At 62.3% G+C, this 16,196-nt stretch carries 15 protein-coding genes; 7 read left to right on the plus strand and 8 right to left on the minus strand.

Annotated features, from left to right (window positions below; translation table 11 throughout):
* Position 1 precedes the first annotated feature (1 nt).
* Complete coding sequence (locus DDE20_RS15275) at positions 2-1,015, plus strand: flagellin (RefSeq protein WP_116559392.1); 1,014 nt, start codon at positions 2-4, stop codon at positions 1,013-1,015.
* Entirely contained in the window at positions 1,012-2,112 is a 1,101-nt protein-coding gene (locus DDE20_RS15280) for a flagellar basal body P-ring protein FlgI (protein ID WP_116559393.1), read from the plus strand. The genes DDE20_RS15275 and DDE20_RS15280 overlap by 4 nt, the downstream gene beginning before the upstream one ends.
* A gap of 18 nt (positions 2,113-2,130) precedes the next feature.
* Here DDE20_RS15280 and DDE20_RS15285 read toward each other — a convergent pair whose 3' ends face one another.
* The 6 genes from DDE20_RS15285 to DDE20_RS15310 all read right to left on the minus strand — a co-directional run bounded on the left by DDE20_RS15285 (position 2,131) and on the right by DDE20_RS15310 (position 9,818).
* On the minus strand, positions 2,131-3,351 hold the full coding sequence (locus DDE20_RS15285) for a glycosyltransferase (RefSeq protein ID WP_116559394.1): 1,221 nt from the start codon (positions 3,349-3,351) through the stop codon (positions 2,131-2,133).
* Between the two features lie 11 nt (positions 3,352-3,362).
* A complete protein-coding gene (locus tag DDE20_RS15290) occupies positions 3,363-4,970 on the minus strand; it encodes an ABC transporter ATP-binding protein (protein WP_116559395.1) in 1,608 nt (535 codons plus the stop codon).
* Positions 4,967-6,079, minus strand: coding sequence for an ABC transporter permease (locus DDE20_RS15295; protein ID WP_116559396.1), 1,113 nt, complete (start codon positions 6,077-6,079; stop codon positions 4,967-4,969). The genes DDE20_RS15290 and DDE20_RS15295 overlap by 4 nt, the downstream gene beginning before the upstream one ends.
* Positions 6,080-6,081: 2 nt before the next feature.
* Positions 6,082-7,170, minus strand: a complete 1,089-nt coding sequence (locus tag DDE20_RS15300; protein ID WP_116559397.1) for a microcin C ABC transporter permease YejB — start codon at positions 7,168-7,170, stop codon at positions 6,082-6,084.
* A 6-nt stretch (positions 7,171-7,176) separates the two neighbouring features.
* Complete coding sequence (locus DDE20_RS15305; protein ID WP_116559398.1) at positions 7,177-9,120, minus strand: extracellular solute-binding protein; 1,944 nt, start codon at positions 9,118-9,120, stop codon at positions 7,177-7,179.
* Between the two features lie 179 nt (positions 9,121-9,299).
* Positions 9,300-9,818 (minus strand): c-type cytochrome, encoded by a 519-nt coding sequence (locus DDE20_RS15310; RefSeq protein WP_116559399.1) that lies wholly within the window; start codon positions 9,816-9,818, stop codon positions 9,300-9,302.
* A 142-nt stretch (positions 9,819-9,960) separates the two neighbouring features.
* Between DDE20_RS15310 and DDE20_RS15315 the strand changes: the two genes are divergently transcribed.
* The 3 genes from DDE20_RS15315 to DDE20_RS15325 all read left to right on the plus strand — a co-directional run bounded on the left by DDE20_RS15315 (position 9,961) and on the right by DDE20_RS15325 (position 12,777).
* Positions 9,961-10,794, plus strand: coding sequence for a prephenate dehydratase (locus DDE20_RS15315; RefSeq protein WP_116559400.1), 834 nt, complete (start codon positions 9,961-9,963; stop codon positions 10,792-10,794).
* Between the two features lie 136 nt (positions 10,795-10,930).
* Positions 10,931-11,686 carry an SDR family NAD(P)-dependent oxidoreductase gene (locus DDE20_RS15320; protein ID WP_116559446.1) on the plus strand — a complete coding sequence of 252 codons (756 nt, stop codon included), beginning with the start codon at positions 10,931-10,933 and terminating at the stop codon, positions 11,684-11,686.
* A gap of 2 nt (positions 11,687-11,688) precedes the next feature.
* On the plus strand, positions 11,689-12,777 hold the full coding sequence (locus DDE20_RS15325) for an AbrB family transcriptional regulator (protein ID WP_116559401.1): 1,089 nt from the start codon (positions 11,689-11,691) through the stop codon (positions 12,775-12,777).
* 14 nt (positions 12,778-12,791) lie between these two features.
* Here the strand turns inward: DDE20_RS15325 and hemP are convergent, their stop codons facing one another.
* Together hemP and bhcR are read right to left on the minus strand one after the other, a co-directional pair.
* Positions 12,792-12,968 carry a hemin uptake protein HemP gene (gene hemP / locus DDE20_RS15330; RefSeq protein WP_116559402.1) on the minus strand — a complete coding sequence of 59 codons (177 nt, stop codon included), beginning with the start codon at positions 12,966-12,968 and terminating at the stop codon, positions 12,792-12,794.
* A gap of 90 nt (positions 12,969-13,058) precedes the next feature.
* Positions 13,059-13,877 (minus strand): HTH-type transcriptional regulator BhcR, encoded by an 819-nt coding sequence (bhcR, locus tag DDE20_RS15335; RefSeq protein ID WP_116559403.1) that lies wholly within the window; start codon positions 13,875-13,877, stop codon positions 13,059-13,061.
* Positions 13,878-14,040: 163 nt separating this feature from the next.
* Here bhcR and bhcA point away from each other — a divergent pair, with 163 nt between their 5' ends.
* Complete coding sequence (gene bhcA / locus DDE20_RS15340) at positions 14,041-15,207, plus strand: L-aspartate--glyoxylate aminotransferase BhcA (RefSeq protein WP_116559404.1); 1,167 nt, start codon at positions 14,041-14,043, stop codon at positions 15,205-15,207.
* A gap of 40 nt (positions 15,208-15,247) precedes the next feature.
* Positions 15,248-16,195 carry a beta-hydroxyaspartate dehydratase BhcB gene (gene bhcB / locus DDE20_RS15345; protein ID WP_116559405.1) on the plus strand — a complete coding sequence of 316 codons (948 nt, stop codon included), beginning with the start codon at positions 15,248-15,250 and terminating at the stop codon, positions 16,193-16,195.
* Position 16,196: the final 1 nt, after the last annotated feature.

Genomic DNA, 16,196 nt, shown 5'->3' on the forward strand with positions numbered 1-16,196 from the left:
TATGTCCTGGTTTTCCCTCGGCTCCCTAACCCTCCCCTATCAATTGCAACGCCAAGGCGTGGCGCTGCGCAGCGATATGGCACGCCTCGGGCAAGAGTTGACCACCGGTCAAACCGCCAACCCGCAGCGCCATTTGCAAGGCGATATCGCTCCGCTCGCCGCGATAGAGACCCGGCTGGCTCGTATCGAGTCCTTCACCCAAAGCAGCAAATCCACGGCGCTGCGGGTGGATGCGATGCAAAATGCTATGGGCCAATTGGAGGCTGCGCGCAGCGATATTTCCAGCAAATTACTGCTCTCGCCGAACTCCGGCGCGCCAGAGGATATGCTGCGCAGTCTGGGCACCAGCGCGAGCCATGCGCTTGGCAGTGCGGTCTCGGCGCTGTCGCTGAGTGTTGCCGGCCAGACGGCCTTTTCCGGCACCGCCACCGACCGCGCGCCCTTGGTGCCCGCGGCGCAAATCATGAGCGAAATCTCTGCGCGCGTCGGCGCCCTGACCACCGCCGATGCAATTGTCGCCGAGGTGAACAAAGCGTTCCATGATGCCGGAGAGCTGTTCGACACCAGTTTCTACCAAGGCAGCGAGGCGGGCCCGGGCGCCAAAACCAGCGCGGATTCCGGCGATGCCGCACGTCTGCCCACCGCCGCCGACACGCCGATCCGCGCGGCGCTCTCTGGCTTGGTGATCGCGGCGCTGCTTGCTGATGATACGCTCGCCATCGACCAAGACGCGCGTCAGGATCTGGCCAGACAGGGCGCGCTCGCCCTGATCGATGCTGGCCCCGCCCTCACCGGCATGCAGGCCGGGCTCGGCGATGAACAGGCGCGGCTCGATGCGCAGGCCGTGCAATTCACCACCGAGCGCGACGCGCTGACCAGCGCGCGGCAGGGGATGATCGGCGTCGATCCCTATGAGGCCGCAATGCAGCTGGAACAAACGCGGGTGCAGTTGGAAACGCTCTATACGGTGACCGCGCGCACCTCGCGCCTGTCGCTGACGGAGTATCTGCGATGATCCTGCGCCTGTTTTTGACCTGCGCTCTGGTGCTGGTCACCTCGCTGGCGCAGGCGCAGGTCCGGCTTAAGGATCTGGTCGAATTTGACGGCGTGCGCGGCAATGACCTGATCGGCTACGGGCTGGTGGTCGGGCTGGACGGCACCGGCGACGGGATCCGCAATGCGCCCTTCACCGAGGATATTATGGCCAATATCCTCGAGCGTTTGGGCGTCAATGTCACCGGCGAACAGTTCCGCCCGCGCAATGTCGCCGCGGTGCTGGTCACCGGCACCTTGCCGCCCTTCGCGCGCACAGGCTCAAGGGTGGATGTGACGGTCTCGGCCATCGGCGACGCCGACAGCCTGTTTGGCGGCACTTTGGTGATGACCCCGCTGAACGGCGCCGACGGGCAGATTTACGCGGTCGCACAGGGTTCGGTGATCGCGGGCGGCGTGGCCGCACGTGGCGAGGCCGCCGAGGTGGTGCACGGCGTGCCGACCTCAGGCTCGATCCCCGGCGGCGCAAGGGTCGAGCGCGAGGTCGAATTCACCCTCGCCAGCCTGTCGCAGGTCAGACTGGCGCTCAGACAGGCCGATTTCACCACCGCCTTGCGCATTGAGCAGGCGGTCAACGGGCATTTCGGCCGCGCCGTCGCCGCCATGCAGGATTCGGGCACCGTGGTCGTGGATATCGCCGCCACCCGCACCGCCAGCGCCGCCCATGCGCTCAGCCGCATCGAAAACCTTGTCGTCGCCCCCGGTTCCCGCGCGCGGGTGGTGATTGACCAACGCTCAGGCACGATTGTCATGGGCGAAGAGGTGCGCATCAGCCGCGTCGCGGTGGCGCAGGGCGGGCTCACCCTGCGGGTCGAGGAAACACCGCTTGCAGTGCAGCCCAATCCGTTCAGTGCGGGTGAAACCATTGTGGTGCCGCGCACCGATGCGGCGATCGACAATGATCCCGGCATCAGCCTGGCCGAAGTGCGCGGCGGCACCACGCTCGCCGAAGTCGTCGCCGGCCTGAACGCGCTTGGCGTCGGGCCGCGCGATATGATCGACATTCTCAACACGATCAACGCCGCCGGCGCGCTTCATGCCGATCTACTGGTGCGGTGATTGCCTTAAGTGGCGCGCCTAAAGCCGCCCTTCGACAAAGGCAATTAGCCGCGGCAAGCAGATGTTCTGCAGGTCGTAATTTTCGATGATATGCGCCCGTGCCTCTTGCCGGAGCGCCTCAAACGCCTCGGGCCGGGCCAGTGAATCCACCAGGGTTTCGGCCAGATTATCCGTGTCAAAGAAATCCGCGAGACGCCCGTTAACCCCGTCGGTGATCAATTCCTCCACCGGCGCCGTGCGCGAACCAACCACCAATGCGCCCGCGCTCATCGCCTCGAGCATCGACCACGACAGCACAAATGGCACCGTCAGATAGCAATGCACCCGCGTCACCTGCATCAAGCCGACAAACACCGCATAGGGCACTTTGCCGGTGAAATGCACGCGGTTCAGGTCGATCCGGTCGCGCACCTCATCCAGAAACACCTCTTTCCAGGTCATCCCCTCGCTGGGCCGCGCACCGTAGCTGACGTCATCGCCACCGATGATCACCACCTGCGCATTGGGCCGCGCCCGCATCACTGCAGGAAGCGCGCGCATAAAGGAATGATAGCCACGGTAGGGCTCGAGATTGCGGTTGATGAAGGTTAACACCTCGTCACCCGCATCGAACCGGACGCCCGACGGCAGGGTGACACTGGCCAGCGGGTTCGGCGCCAGCCGCGCGGTGTCAATCCCGTCATGGATAATCGATATTTTATCGCGGAAGATGTCCGGAAATGTATCCGCCTGAAACTCGGTCGGCGACAGCGCCGCATCGGCCTGCGTCATCATCAGCGCCTGATGCCCCTGCCGCGCGACCACCGAAAACGCTTTACCGTCCCCCGCTTTGCCAAACTCGGGATCAAAACCGACATCCAACCCGCGCGGCGCAAAGTAAAGCTCGGCGTAAACCAGCAGCCGCGCATCGGGCCAGACCTCGCGCAGAAACAGCGTCTCGCCCCAGCCGCCATGGCCGAAAATCACATCCGGCTCATAGCCGTGCTGGTCGCGCAGCACCACCGCCGCCCGCGCCGCGCGATGCGCCCGATTGGTCATCTCGGCATAGGTGGTGCCCAGCCGTGCGACGGCGGGATCGGGGCGTGGCTCGGGCTTGCGGTAACGAAATGTGGTGATCGGTGATTTGCGCGTGTTGCTCTCATCGGTCAGCGCCGTCACCTCATGGCCACGTTCCACCAGCGCCGGCGCAAGGTGCAAAAACTGCCCCGGAAAGTTCTGATGCACGAAGAGGATTTTCAACGCATTCCCCTTTAGCTCTCGCTGCGGCCGATGGTTTTGAGGTCAAATGCCGCCGCCAGAAGGGCGCTGGTATACTCATGTTGCGGCGCGTCGAACACCTGCTCTGCCGGTCCGTATTCCAGCACATCGCCTTGGCGTAACACCATGATTTGATGCGACATTGCCCGCACCACGCGCAGGTCATGGCTGATGAACACATAGGCCAACCCGTGGCGCTTTTGCAGGTTGCGCAGCAGTTCGACGATCTGCACCTGCACGGTCATATCCAGCGCAGAGGTCGGCTCATCCAGAACCACCAGCTTGGGCTGCAATATCATCGCCCGCGCAATCGCGATCCGCTGGCGCTGGCCGCCGGAAAACTCATGCGGATAGCGGTCCATTGTCGCCGGATCGAGCCCGACCTCGACCATGATATCCGCCACCGCATCACGCGGCGCACGCCCCGTGGGAACGCCGTGCACACCCAACCCTTCGGCGATGATTTCCTCGATGGTCATCCGCGGGCTCAGACTGCCGAACGGGTCCTGAAATACGACCTGCATCTCGCGGCGCAGAGGGCGCAGCGCTTTGGAGCGCAAGCCAGAGATATCGCGGCCGTCGAATTCGATCCGCCCCTGCGAGGAAATCAACCGCATGAGGGCCAGCGCCAGCGTGGTTTTCCCCGAGCCGGATTCGCCCACCACGCCCAAGGTTTCCCCCGCCCGCAGGGTCAATTCAGCGTCATTCACCGCCTTGATATGCCCCACCGTGCGGCGTAAAAATCCGCGCTGGATCGGGAACCAGACCCGCAGCCCATCGCTTTGCAACACGGTTTCGGCACCCGTTGGCACCGGACTGGGTTGCCCCTGCGGCTCGGCTTCCAGCAGCTTGCGGGTATAGGGGTGCTCGGGCGCGGTGAACACGCGCTCGGTCGGCCCCTGTTCGACAATCTCGCCGTTTTGCATCACACACACACGGTCGGCAACGCGGCGCACGATGTTCAGATCATGGGTGATGAACAGCATCGACATGCCTTCGGCGCGCTTCAGATCGGCCAGAAGCTCAAGGATTTGCGCCTGAATCGTCACATCCAGCGCCGTTGTCGGCTCATCCGCGACCAGTAATTTCGGCCCGTTCGCCAAGGCCATCGCGATCATCACCCGCTGGCGCTGCCCGCCCGAGAGTTGGTGCGGATAGGCCGAAAGCCGCGTTTCGGCGTCGCGAATGCCGACTTTGTTCATCAACTCGAGCGCGCGGGCGCGGGCCGGCTCACCAGACAACCCCTGATGCAGGGTCAAAGCCTCGGTGATCTGGCGCTCGACCGTATGCAGCGGGTTGAGCGAAGTCATCGGCTCTTGGAAAATAAAGCTGATGTCATTGCCGCGCACCCGCCGCAACTCGGCCTGATCGGCGCCGACCATCTCGGCGCCCTCAAAGCGCACCGATCCCTCGATCTGCGCCGCATCGGTCAAAAGCCCGACGGTGGAGAGTGCGGTGACCGATTTGCCCGAGCCGGATTCGCCCACCAAGGCCACGGTTTCACCCGCCCTCACCTCGAACGATACGCCGCGCACTGCATGGGTGAGCGTCGCGCCCTGCCGGAAAGTGACCGACAGATTATTAACCGACAGCAGGCTCATCGAAAGGTCTTTCGCGGATCGAAGGCGTCTCGCACGCCCTCAAAAATGAACACCAACAGGCTGAGCATGATGGCAAAGGTGAAAAACGCCGAGAAACCGAGCCATGTCGCTTGCAGGTGCTTTTTCGCCTGCAGGGTTAACTCCCCCAAGGAGGGCGAGGAGGACGGCAGGCCGAAACCGAGGAAATCCAGCGTCGCCAGTCCGGCAATCGCGCCGGTGACAATGAAGGGCAGCAGGGTCACGGTGGCGACCATCGCATTGGGCAGAACATGGCGGAACATGATCCGCGCGTTCGAGACGCCCAAGGCGCGGGCGGCGCGGACGTATTCGAAATTGCGCGCGCGCAGGAATTCGGCGCGCACCACGCCGACCAGCGCGGTCCATGAGAACATCACCATCAACACCACAAGCAGCCAGAAATTCATCGGGATGATCGCGGCGACGATGATGATCACATAGAGCGAGGGCACCGAGCCCCATAATTCGATCAATCGCTGCGCAAACAGATCGACGATACCGCCGAAAAAACCCTGCACCGCGCCCGCCGCGATGCCGATCACCGAGGCGGCGGCGACCACGACAAAGGCAAAGGTCACCGACAGGCGGAACCCGTAGATCACCCGCGCCAGCACGTCGCGCGCCGTATCATCAGTGCCCAGCCAATGGTCCGCGTCGGGGGCCGAGGGCGCGGGACCGCCCAAATTGTTGATCGTATCAAAGGAATAGGGGATCGGCGGCCAAAGCATCCAGCCAGCCTCAATCGGCTCGCCCTCGACGGTGCCCAGCTCACTGGCCTCGCGCATCACCTCGATCGGATCGTCGAGACACAGCTCAATCCCGCCGGTCTGGATCAGGCATTGCACCTCTTCGATGCGGTAATCCGCCTGCGTGCGAAACTCGCCGCCGTAAGCCGTTTCGGGGTAGAATTGCACAATCGGGAACTGCGTCTCGCCGCGATACCGCACCATGATCGGCACGTCATTGGCGATCAATTCCGCGAACAGCGACACCACATAGAGCGCCAGAAAAATGAACAGCGAGTAATAGGCACGGCGGTTGGCACGGAAATTCTGCCAGCGGCGGCGATTGAGCGGGGAGAGGCGTAACATGCTCAATTCTCTCGCGTTTCAAAGTCGATGCGGGGGTCGATCCAGACATACATCAGATCTGATATGATGCCGATGATCAGCCCCAAAAGGGTAAAGATGAACAAAGTACCAAAGATCACCGGATAGTCCCGCGCCACCGCCGCCTCAAAGAACAACCGCCCCAAGCCGTCGAGCGAGAACACCGTTTCGATGATCAGCGAGCCGCCGAAAAACGCACCGATGAACACCGCCGGAAACCCCGCGATCACGATCAACATGGCGTTGCGGAACACATGGCCGTAAAGGACGCGGCGCTCGACCAGCCCTTTGGCGCGGGCGGTCATCACATAGTGTTTGCGCAACTCATCGAGAAAGCTGTTTTTGGTCAACAAGGTGAGTGTCGCAAAGCTGGAAATGGTTAAGGCAATCGTCGGCAGGGCGATATGGTGGAAATAATCCAACACCTTGCCAAATAGAGACAATTCATTCCAGACATCCGCCTCGGAGGTCAGGCCCCGCGCCGGAAACACCTGCCAATAGGAGCCACCGGCAAAGAGCACCAACAGCAGGATCGCAAACAGAAACCCGGGGATCGCATAGCCGACAATGATCACGCCGGAGGTCCAGGTATCAAAGGGCGAGCCGTCGCGCACCGCCTTGCGGATGCCCAAGGGGATCGAGATCATATAGGCGATCAGCGTCGACCACAGGCCCAGCGAGATCGACACCGGCATTTTCTCGATCACCAGATCAATCACCGAGATCGAGCGGAAATAACTGTCGCCGAAATCGAACCGCATGTAGTTCCACATCAGGTCGAAAAACCGCTCGAGCGGCGGTTTGTCAAAACCGAATTCGCGCTCTAACTGCTCGATGAACTCGGGCGGCAAGCCGCGGGCGCCGGTGTAGCGGTCATTACCGCCACCGCCTGCCGCCACGTCATCACCGGCGCCGGAAAAGCCGCGCGTCACATCGCCCTGGCCTTCCATTCCGGCGATGATCTGTTCAATCGGGCCGCCGGGGACGAATTGCACCAGCGTGAAGTTGATGATCATCACGCCGATCAGCGTGGGAATCACCAGCAGCAGCCGTCTGAGAATATAGGCACTCATGCGTGGTTACCGAAGCGCCCCTGAGGCGCGCAACGCATCGGCGCTCTCTTGATCGAACCACCACCAATCCATCGCGCCCGAGGAAAACTGCGGGAACTCTTCGGGGTGATCATAGATGTCCCAATAGGCGACCCATTCGCTGTCGCTGAACCAGACCGGCACCATGATCCGCTCCCAGCGCAGCACGCGGTCAAGGGCGCGCAGGGCGGTGTCGCGCTCTTCGGGGCTTTCGGCGACAAGGGAAATATCAATAATCCGGTCGACCAAGGGGCTGGCCAGACCAGCGGGATTGAACAGCGAATACTCCGCCGCCTCGGAGCCAAAGCGCTGGTGCAGGCCGGTGCCGGTGTCGATAAAGGCGACATATTGATCAAAGATCATATCATAATCGCGGTCACGGCGGCGTTCGGTATATTGAGCGGGATCAATGCGTTGGTTCTGCGCGTCGATGCCCAATGCTTGCAGGTTTTGCACGAAGGTCTCGAGGATCGCCTCCAGCGTCGCCGAGCCTGACGAGGCAAAGGGAAACTCGATGCGCAGCACCTCGCCCTCGGCGTTGCGGCGCACACCGTCATCGCCGACCACCCAGCCTGCCGCTTCCAGCAGGCGATTGGCGCGGCGCAGGTTGCGCCGGTCGCGCAGCCGCTCGGCCGAAGAGCTATGCGCAGTCAGCGCCGGCTCGGTCAGGATTTCCGCGGGCACCAGATCACCCAGCGATTCCAGCAGCGCCAATTCATCGCCCTCGGGCACGCCCTGCGCCTCAAGCCGCGTGCCTTGGCTATAGGAATAGCGCTGCGCCATCAGCCCGTATTGCAGCTGCTGGTTGGTCCATTCAAAATTATAGGCCAAGGAGATCGCCTCGCGGACACGGCGGTCCTGCAGATGCTCCTGCCCCAGATTGAAGATGAAACCGGTCGGCGTGGGCGGCGTGCCAACGGGGATTTCCTCGCGCACCACATCGCCACGGGTGACAGCGGGGAAGTCATAGCCAATCGCCCATTGCCGCGAATTACCCTCGGCGCGGAAGGTGTATTCGCCGGTTTTGAACGCCTCGAAGGCGGCGGCATCATCGCCGAAATACTCTACGCGGATGGTATCAAAGTTATGCCGCCCCCGCATTTGCGGCAGGTCGTTGCCCCAGTAATCAGGGTTGCGGCGATAGGTGATGCGGCGGTTGATCTCGTAGCTGTCCAGCATATAGGGGCCGGAACCGGGCGAAATCTCCAACCGCGATTCGTCGAGCCGCGCGCCGGTTTCCTCATACCAAGCCTGCGAGAAAATCGATTGATAGCCCACCTGATCAATCAGGTTCCGCCGCGAGATATCCGGCGCGAATTCAAAGCGCACGGTCAGATCGTCAAGCGCCTCGGCGCTGATCACCCGCTGGCGCACGGCCTCGGCATAGCTGGGCAGGCCTTGTTCCAAAATCAGATCATGCGAAAACACCACGTCATGCGCGGTCAACGGCGTGCCATCCGAAAAGGTGATCCCCTCGCGCAGATGGAAAATCACCCAATCCTTTGATTCGGGATATTCCAGCGTCTCGCAGAGCAGGCAGTAATACTCGCCGTAAGCATCCGCCGGTGCGGAATCGCCAAAGGGTCCGCCCATTTCCAACAGGCTCTCATACATCGACGAGGAATAACGCCCCGGCCGCCCGCGCCGCGTGAACGGATTCATCGAATCAAAGGTGCCCGGCGCCCATTCGGAATATTCGCCACCCTGCGGCGCATCGGGGTTCACATAACGGTAATGCGGGAAATCCGGCGCATAGCTCAGATCACCGTAAAAGGAATAGCCATGCGCATTGATCATCGAGGCCAGCTCTTGCCCCTGTGCAGGACTCGCCACCCCGACAGCGGCCAGCGCCAATGCAGCCCCGGCAAGACACCCTGACAGCACGGCGGCAGGGTTGTGGCGCAGAACACTTGCTTGGGCATCGCTTGTCATCGGCTACTCCTGTTTTTCGTCCGACTTCTTTGGGTCGGATAGCATGCACACAGCTAAGTGCACCCGATCACAGGGTTCAAGTGGCGATTGCGTGAGCGGGGCCGAAATGGCGCCTTGATAAGCAAAAGGGGCCGGTCGCTTGCGGCGACGGCCCCTAATTGGCAGATCCTGCGATGCTATTACTGCGACGCGGCTTCCAGATAGGCGATCAGGTTGAGACGATCGTCGATGCTGCTCAGCCCGCGATAGCTCATGCGGGTGCCGGGCGCGGCCTCGCGCGGGTTCTCAAGGAAGGTATCGAGCGCTTCCACCGTCCAGGTGTCGCCAAGTGCCAGCAACGCGCCGGAATAGTTGAACCCGTCAACCCCGTCGATCGGGCGACCGACAACGCCGTGCAGCGTCGGGCCGGTGCCGTTCTGGCCCTCTTCGAGCGAGTGGCAAGCGCGGCAGTTGCGCCACAGGCCTTCGCCCGCCGCGGCATCGGCCTCGGCATAAAGCGCCATCACGTCGACCGCTTCTTCGACAACCTCGACCGCATCCGCGCCATCATCTTCTTCGATGATCGGATAGACCGCCGCATGGTGATCGCCATGCGCGGGCAAATAAATCGTCTCGGCGGCCCATTTGCCAACGAGGAAAAACAGAAGAGTCGCGCAGAGTGCTGCCACAACTTTGGTAAGAACCATGGTATCGAACATGTCGCGTCCCGTGCCTAAGCAGAATTCAGGCTCTTCTACCCGCTTCCCCTTGACGAATTCAAGCGATAGTTACCGCGACGAAACGACGTATAGTGCCGAACGGGTTCCAAAACCGGGGCTTGGCCAGCGAAAAGAGGACCAAATGACCAATCGCATTGCCTTCCAAGGGGAACTCGGCGCCTATTCGCATGAAGCCTGTATCAACGCGCGCCCCGATATGGAGGCCCTGCCCTGCCGCACCTTTGACGAGGTGATCGACGCGGTGAATGAGGGCCGCGCCGATCTGGCGATGCTGCCGGTGGAAAACTCCACCTACGGGCGCGTCGCCGATATCCATCGGCTGCTGCCGGAAAGCGGGCTGCATATCGTCGATGAGGCCTTCGTGCGGGTGCGGATCGCGCTGATGGGTCTGCCGGGCAGTAAACTTGCGGATATCAAACATGTGCGCGCCCATCTGGTGCTGCTGCCGCAGGCGCGTAACTTCTTGAACCAGCACGGGATTACCGCCGAAGCCGCCGCAGATAGCGCCGGTGCCGCCGCCGAGCTGAAAACCCATCCTGACAAGTCGCAGGGCGTGTTGGCCAGTGAACTGGCGGCGGAGATCTACGGGCTTGAGGTGCTGGCCGGTGACATCGAGGATCACGGCCATAACACCACGCGCTTCCTGATCATGGCCCCCGAACCCGATACGCGGCGACGCGGCGAGCATATGATGCTGACCACCTTCATCTTTGAAGTGCGCAACATTCCCGCCGCGCTTTATAAGGCGATGGGCGGCTTTGCGACCAACGGCGTCAATATGACCAAACTCGAAAGCTATATGGTCAACGGCTCGTTTACCGCGACGCAGTTTTATTCCGATATCGAGGGGCATCCCGAGGACCCCAATGTGCAATTGGCGATGGATGAGCTGTCCTATTTCACCAATTCGGTGAAAATCCTCGGCACGTATCCGGCAGACCCCGCGCGCGGCTAAGCCATTGCGCGGCGTCGCAACGTCAGCCGTCTAGCCGCTAGGCAGGGGCACAAAGCAGGTCTAACCTGCGCCACTATAGGCAGCGCGAGAAAAACACGCGCGCATCGGTCACAGGGAAGAGAATTCTATGGGCAACATGCATCACGGGCGTCACGCTTTGGTCACCGGCGGCGGCACCGGCATCGGGCTGGCGATCGCGCAGAACCTTGCGGCGAATGGCGCGCAGGTCACGATCACCGGCCGCCGCGCCGATGTGCTCGAGGCGGCGGCAGCACAGACCGAGGGGCTGCACGCGCTGGTGATGGATGTTGCCGATGAGGCCAGCGTGGTGAAAGGCTGCGCCGAGGCGATTGCCGCGCGCGGGCCGATCACCATCTGCGTCGCCAATGCCGGCATCGCCGAGGGTAAATCCATGGCCAAAATGGATATGGCCTTCTGGCGCAATATGATGGCGATCAATCTCGACGGCGCCTATCTGACCGCGCGCGAAACGCTGGGCGGGATGCTGGCCGAGAATTGGGGACGGGTGATCTTTGTCGCCTCGATCGCCGGTCTCAAAGGGCTCAAGGGCGCGCCCGCCTATACCGCTTCGAAACACGGGATGATCGGGCTGATGCGCGGTTTGTCCGAGGAATATATCGGCTCGGGCCTGACCTTTAACGCGATCTGCCCCGGCTATGTCGACACCGATATCGTCACCCGCAACACCCAGTCTATCTCGGATCGGGCGGGTATTCCGACCGAACAGGCGCGGGCGATGATGGTGAAAACCAACCGTCACAAGCGGCTGATCACCGCCGATGAGGTGGCGACTGCCGCCGATTGGCTGTGCAATCCCGCCTCGGGCAGCATCAACGGCCAGACCATCGAGATCGCAGGCGGGCAAATGTAACCATGGCAATGCGCGGCCTGAGCCAACTCACCGCAGGCATACCGCTGCGGGTGATCATTGCGACCTTTGCCCTTGGCGGCGCGGGTGGCCTGCTGGCGATGGCAGCCGGATTGCCGCTGGCGGTGCTTTTGGGCAGCATGGTGGCGACAGCGGTTGCGCCGATGCTGGGGCTCAGGGTCTTTGGCCAGCGCCCCGCGGTGCCGCAAAAATGGCGCTTCGTGCTGGTGCCGGTGATCGGCGTGGCTATTGGCGCGGGGTTTCCGGCAGATTTCCTGACCCAAGCGCGGCAGTGGTGGGTGACCATGGCGGCGCTGGTGCTGTTCATTCCGCTGGCCCATGCGCTTGGCTACGGGCTGTTTCGCCGCGTTGGCAAGCTCTCGCCGCCGACCGCCTATTACGCCGCGATGCCCGGCGGGTTTATCGAATCACTGGATATGGGCGAGAAGGCGGGCGCGGATATGCCGCTGTTGATCATGCTGCAATTCCTGCGGCTGATCCTCTGTATCGTGATGATTCCCATCGGCTTTTCCATTGCCGAGGGCCATGCGGTGGGCAGTTCCGCAGGTATGGTTCTGGGCACGGGCGCGCCGCTGACCGCACTTGATGTCGTGGTGATGGTGGCGTTGGCGGGCAGTGGCTGGTTCATCGCCGCCAAGCTAGGCATGCCGGCGGCGATGCTCTCGGGCCCGCTATTGCTCAGCGGCTTGGCCCATGCCACCGGCCTGACCGAAGCCGCGCCGCCGGGCTGGTCGATCTTGGTCACGCAATGGGTGATGGGCACCTCGCTCGGCGTGCGCCTCGCAGGGTTTACCAAGGCGCAGGCCGGATTGGCGGGGCTGTTGTCGACGCTGAATGTGTCGCTCTTGCTGCTGATAGCGCTTGGCGTGGCTTTGCTGCTGACAACGCCGGTCGGAGAGCCGGTCTCGGCGATCATTCTCGCCTTCGCGCCGGGCGGCGTCAGCGAGATGTCGCTGGTCGCCCTGTCGCTGCATGTGAGCGCGGTCTATGTCTCGATCCACCATATCGCGCGGATCGTCCTGACGGTGATTTTCGCCCGCTACGGGCAGCGGTTCATCACCCCGGACACATAGATCAAATCACTGATTTACTTGGTTAAAATCAGCTTTCCGGCCCGCGTGATCCGCAGGTCGTAAATCTTGCCGTCCAGTTCGATACGCGCCTGCGTGCCGCCCTCCATCAAATCGCGCGCGACATGGGTCGGCAACGCGGTGATCTGCGCCGGCTGGTTGCGGGTGAAATCGGCTTGCGATGAATAGCTCATGACGTGACCTCTGACTGTCCTGTTAGGCTGTTTCATCATTTCTGACTAATTCACTCAACTATGTCAACGCCGAATTTTCACCCCGTAAAATCACGCCCCGCGACGCTGCCCGCCGATCGCCTCGGTGATCGCTGCGGCGGCCTGTGAAACCTGCGCGCCGATCTCGGGCACAGCCTCCGGTCCAACGCGAAACACCGGCCCCGAGACCGAGACACCGGCAATCGCCTCGCCGTGTTCGTTGAAGATCGGCGCCGCGACGCAGCGCATGCCCGGCGCGCGTTCTTCGTCATCCAGCGCAAACCCCCGCGCCCGCGTCAGCGCCAGATCTGCTTGCAACGCGTCGATTGCGGTGATCGTCGCCGGTGTGAACCCCGCCAGCGCGCCACCACGCGCCAATGCCGCGACCCGCTCCGCCGGAAACCACGCCAGCAGCGCCTTCCCGATCCCCGAGGCATGCATCGGGCTGCGCGTGCCCGGCGGGAAAAACGCACGGATCGCGCTTTGCGTCTCGACCTGCGTGAGAAACAGCACCTCGCCATCCTGCGCGATCCCCAGATTGGCGGTTTCGCCGGTGGCGCGCATCAGAGCCTGCATCGGCGCCCGCGCGCGCTCGACCACATTGGTGCGCCGCAAGAACGCGGTGCCGGCGCGAAATGTGCCCGCGCCGACGTGCCAGATCTGCCCGACAGGATCGAGCTCCACCATCTGGTGCTGCGCCAGAGTGATCAACACGCGGTAGACGGTGGCGGGTGATTCGCCCTCGGATTGCGCCAGCTCGCTCAGTGTCATCCCGTCCGATTGCGCCAAGGATTGCAGCAGCACCATCGCCCGATCCAGCGCCCGCACGGTGTTTTGCTCGGTCTTGTCATGAAACGCGCGGGGCCGTCCGCGTTTGGGTGTCTGCGCCATATCTTCCGCCTTTACTAAAAACCGTTTTATTCTGTGAAAAACTCTAGATGGTTGCCTTTGCTATATAATACATGAAAACACTGTTTATGAAAAACAATTTCAAAAAAATTGAGAAGTACCTGCGCGCGGCCTAATCTACTCCCAACACAGACAGGAGTGCATCATGCCCGCTCAAAATCCGGTTTTTATCCCCGGCCCGACGAATATGCCCGATTCGATCCGCAAAGCCTGCGATGTGGCGACCATCGACCACCGCTCACCGGCCTTTGCCAAGATGCTGCGCCCCGCCATCGCCGGCGTTCAGCGGGTGCTGAAAATGGAGACGGGCGAGGTGTTCCTGCTGCCCGCCACCGGCACCGGCGGCTGGGAAACCGCGATCACCAACACGCTGAACGCGGGCGACAGGGTGCTGGCCGCGCGGTTCGGCATGTTCAGCCACCGCTGGATCGACATGTGCCAGCGCCACGGTTTGACTGTCGAGATCCTTGAAACCCCTTGGGGTGAGGGCGCCCCTTTGGCACGGATCGAAGCGGCGCTGAAGGCCGACAGCACCCACAAAATCAAAGCGGTTCTTGCCACCCACAACGAGACCGCGACCGGCGTGAAATCCGACATCGCAGGACTGCGCAAAGCGCTGGACGCGGCGGGGCATCCGGCCCTCTTGATGGTCGACGGCGTGAGTTCCATCGCCTCAATGCCCTTTGAGTTCACCGCTTGGGGCGTCGATATCGCCGTCGCGGGCAGCCAAAAGGGCTTTATGCTGCCCGCCGGTCTGGCGATTGTTGGCATGTCGCCCAAGGCCTTGACCGCTATGGAAAACGCCGACCTGCCGCGCACCTATTTCGACCTGCGCGACCAGCAAAAGGGCTACGCCGCTGGCGCCTACCCCTATACGCCGCCGGTCGGGCTGATCAACGGACTGGCCCATGCGATCACCCTGCTGGAAGACGAAGGCATCGAGGCGGTGTTCGCCCGCCACCACCGTCTCGCCGAGGGGGTGCGCCGCGCGGTGGCAGCCTGGGGGCTGACGCTCTGCGCGACATCGCCGGACCTCTATTCCGACACCGTCACTGCCGTGGTCGCGCCCGAGGGGTTTGATGGCACCGCCGTGGTGCAGCTTGCCGCCGAGAAATACGGCGTCGCCTTTGGCGTCGGCCTCGGCGAGGTCGCGGGGAAAGTGTTCCGCATCGGGCATCTGGGGATGCTGTCGGATGTGATGATGCTGTCTGGTCTGGCCACCGCGGAAATGGTGATGGCGGATCTGGGTTGGCCGATCACGCTGGGCTCGGGTGTGGCGGCGGCGCAGGACTATTACCGCACGACCGCCTAGAGATTATTGAGTATTTTGGGCAAGATGAAGGAACATTCCGGTGTATATCCCGAGCTTTGACGATGTTCTGGCCGCCGAGGCGCGGATCAAACCACATATCCGCCGCACGCCGGTGTTGCAGTCCGATTACCTGAATGCGCTGACCGGGGCGGAGTTGTTTTTCAAATGCGAGAACCTGCAAGAACCGGGCGCGTTCAAAGTGCGCGGCGCCTCCAACGCGGTGTTTGGTTTGAGCGAAGCACAGGCGGCGCGCGGTGTGGCAACCCATTCCTCGGGCAATCACGCGTCTTGCTTGAGTTACGCGGCGATGCGGCGCGGCATTCCCTGTCATGTGGTGATGCCAAGCACCGCCCCGCAAGCGAAAAAGGACACCGTGCGGCGCTATGGAGGCAAGATCACCGAATGCGCCCCCTCGACCTCTGCGCGTGAAGAGACTTTCGCCAAAGTGCAGGCCGAGACCGGCGGTGATTTTGTCCATCCCTACAATGATCCGCGGGTGATCGCCGGTCAGGGCACCTGCGCGCTGGAACTGAATAGCCAAGTGCCGGATCTGGACGCGGTGATCGCACCGATTGGCGGCGGCGGGATGATCTCGGGCACCTGTTTGACGCTGTCGAACATCGCGCCAAACACTAAAATCTACGCCGCCGAGCCCGATCAGGCCGATGATGCCGCGCGCAGCTTTCGCGCCGGTCATATCATCGCCGACGACGCACCCGAGACCATCGCCGACGGGCTGAAAGTGCCGCTCAAAGATCTGACATGGCATTTCGTGCAATCCCATGTCAGCGATATTCTGACGGCGTCGGAACCCGAGATTATCGATGCGATGAAGCTGATCTGGAAACGGCTGCGGATCGTGATGGAGCCGTCCAGCGCCGTGCCTCTGGCAACGATTCTGAAAAACCCTGACCTCTTTGCCGGCCAGCGCGTCGGCATCATCATCACCGGCGGCAATGTCGATCTCGACAGGCTGCCCTGGCAATAAG

The sequence above is a fragment of the Pararhodobacter oceanensis genome (genome assembly GCF_003076755.1).
Classification (GTDB): domain Bacteria; phylum Pseudomonadota; class Alphaproteobacteria; order Rhodobacterales; family Rhodobacteraceae; genus Pararhodobacter; species Pararhodobacter oceanensis.

Bases quoted from the DNA above. Each gene is read 5' to 3' on its own strand.
- DDE20_RS15275 (WP_116559392.1), top strand. From the start codon at position 2: ATGTCCTGGTTTTCCCTCGGCTCCCTAACCCTCCCCTATCAATTGCAA.
- DDE20_RS15280 (WP_116559393.1), top strand. From the start codon at position 1,012: ATGATCCTGCGCCTGTTTTTGACCTGCGCTCTGGTGCTGGTCACCTCG.
- DDE20_RS15290 (WP_116559395.1), bottom strand. From the start codon at position 4,970: ATGAGCCTGCTGTCGGTTAATAATCTGTCGGTCACTTTCCGGCAGGGC.
- DDE20_RS15295 (WP_116559396.1), bottom strand. From the start codon at position 6,079: ATGTTACGCCTCTCCCCGCTCAATCGCCGCCGCTGGCAGAATTTCCGT.
- DDE20_RS15300 (WP_116559397.1), bottom strand. From the start codon at position 7,170: ATGAGTGCCTATATTCTCAGACGGCTGCTGCTGGTGATTCCCACGCTG.
- DDE20_RS15305 (WP_116559398.1), bottom strand. From the start codon at position 9,120: ATGACAAGCGATGCCCAAGCAAGTGTTCTGCGCCACAACCCTGCCGCC.
- DDE20_RS15310 (WP_116559399.1), bottom strand. From the start codon at position 9,818: ATGTTCGATACCATGGTTCTTACCAAAGTTGTGGCAGCACTCTGCGCG.
- DDE20_RS15315 (WP_116559400.1), top strand. From the start codon at position 9,961: ATGACCAATCGCATTGCCTTCCAAGGGGAACTCGGCGCCTATTCGCAT.
- DDE20_RS15320 (WP_116559446.1), top strand. From the start codon at position 10,931: ATGCATCACGGGCGTCACGCTTTGGTCACCGGCGGCGGCACCGGCATC.
- DDE20_RS15325 (WP_116559401.1), top strand. From the start codon at position 11,689: ATGGCAATGCGCGGCCTGAGCCAACTCACCGCAGGCATACCGCTGCGG.
- hemP (WP_116559402.1), bottom strand. From the start codon at position 12,968: ATGAGCTATTCATCGCAAGCCGATTTCACCCGCAACCAGCCGGCGCAG.
- bhcR (WP_116559403.1), bottom strand. From the start codon at position 13,877: ATGGCGCAGACACCCAAACGCGGACGGCCCCGCGCGTTTCATGACAAG.
- bhcA (WP_116559404.1), top strand. From the start codon at position 14,041: ATGCCCGCTCAAAATCCGGTTTTTATCCCCGGCCCGACGAATATGCCC.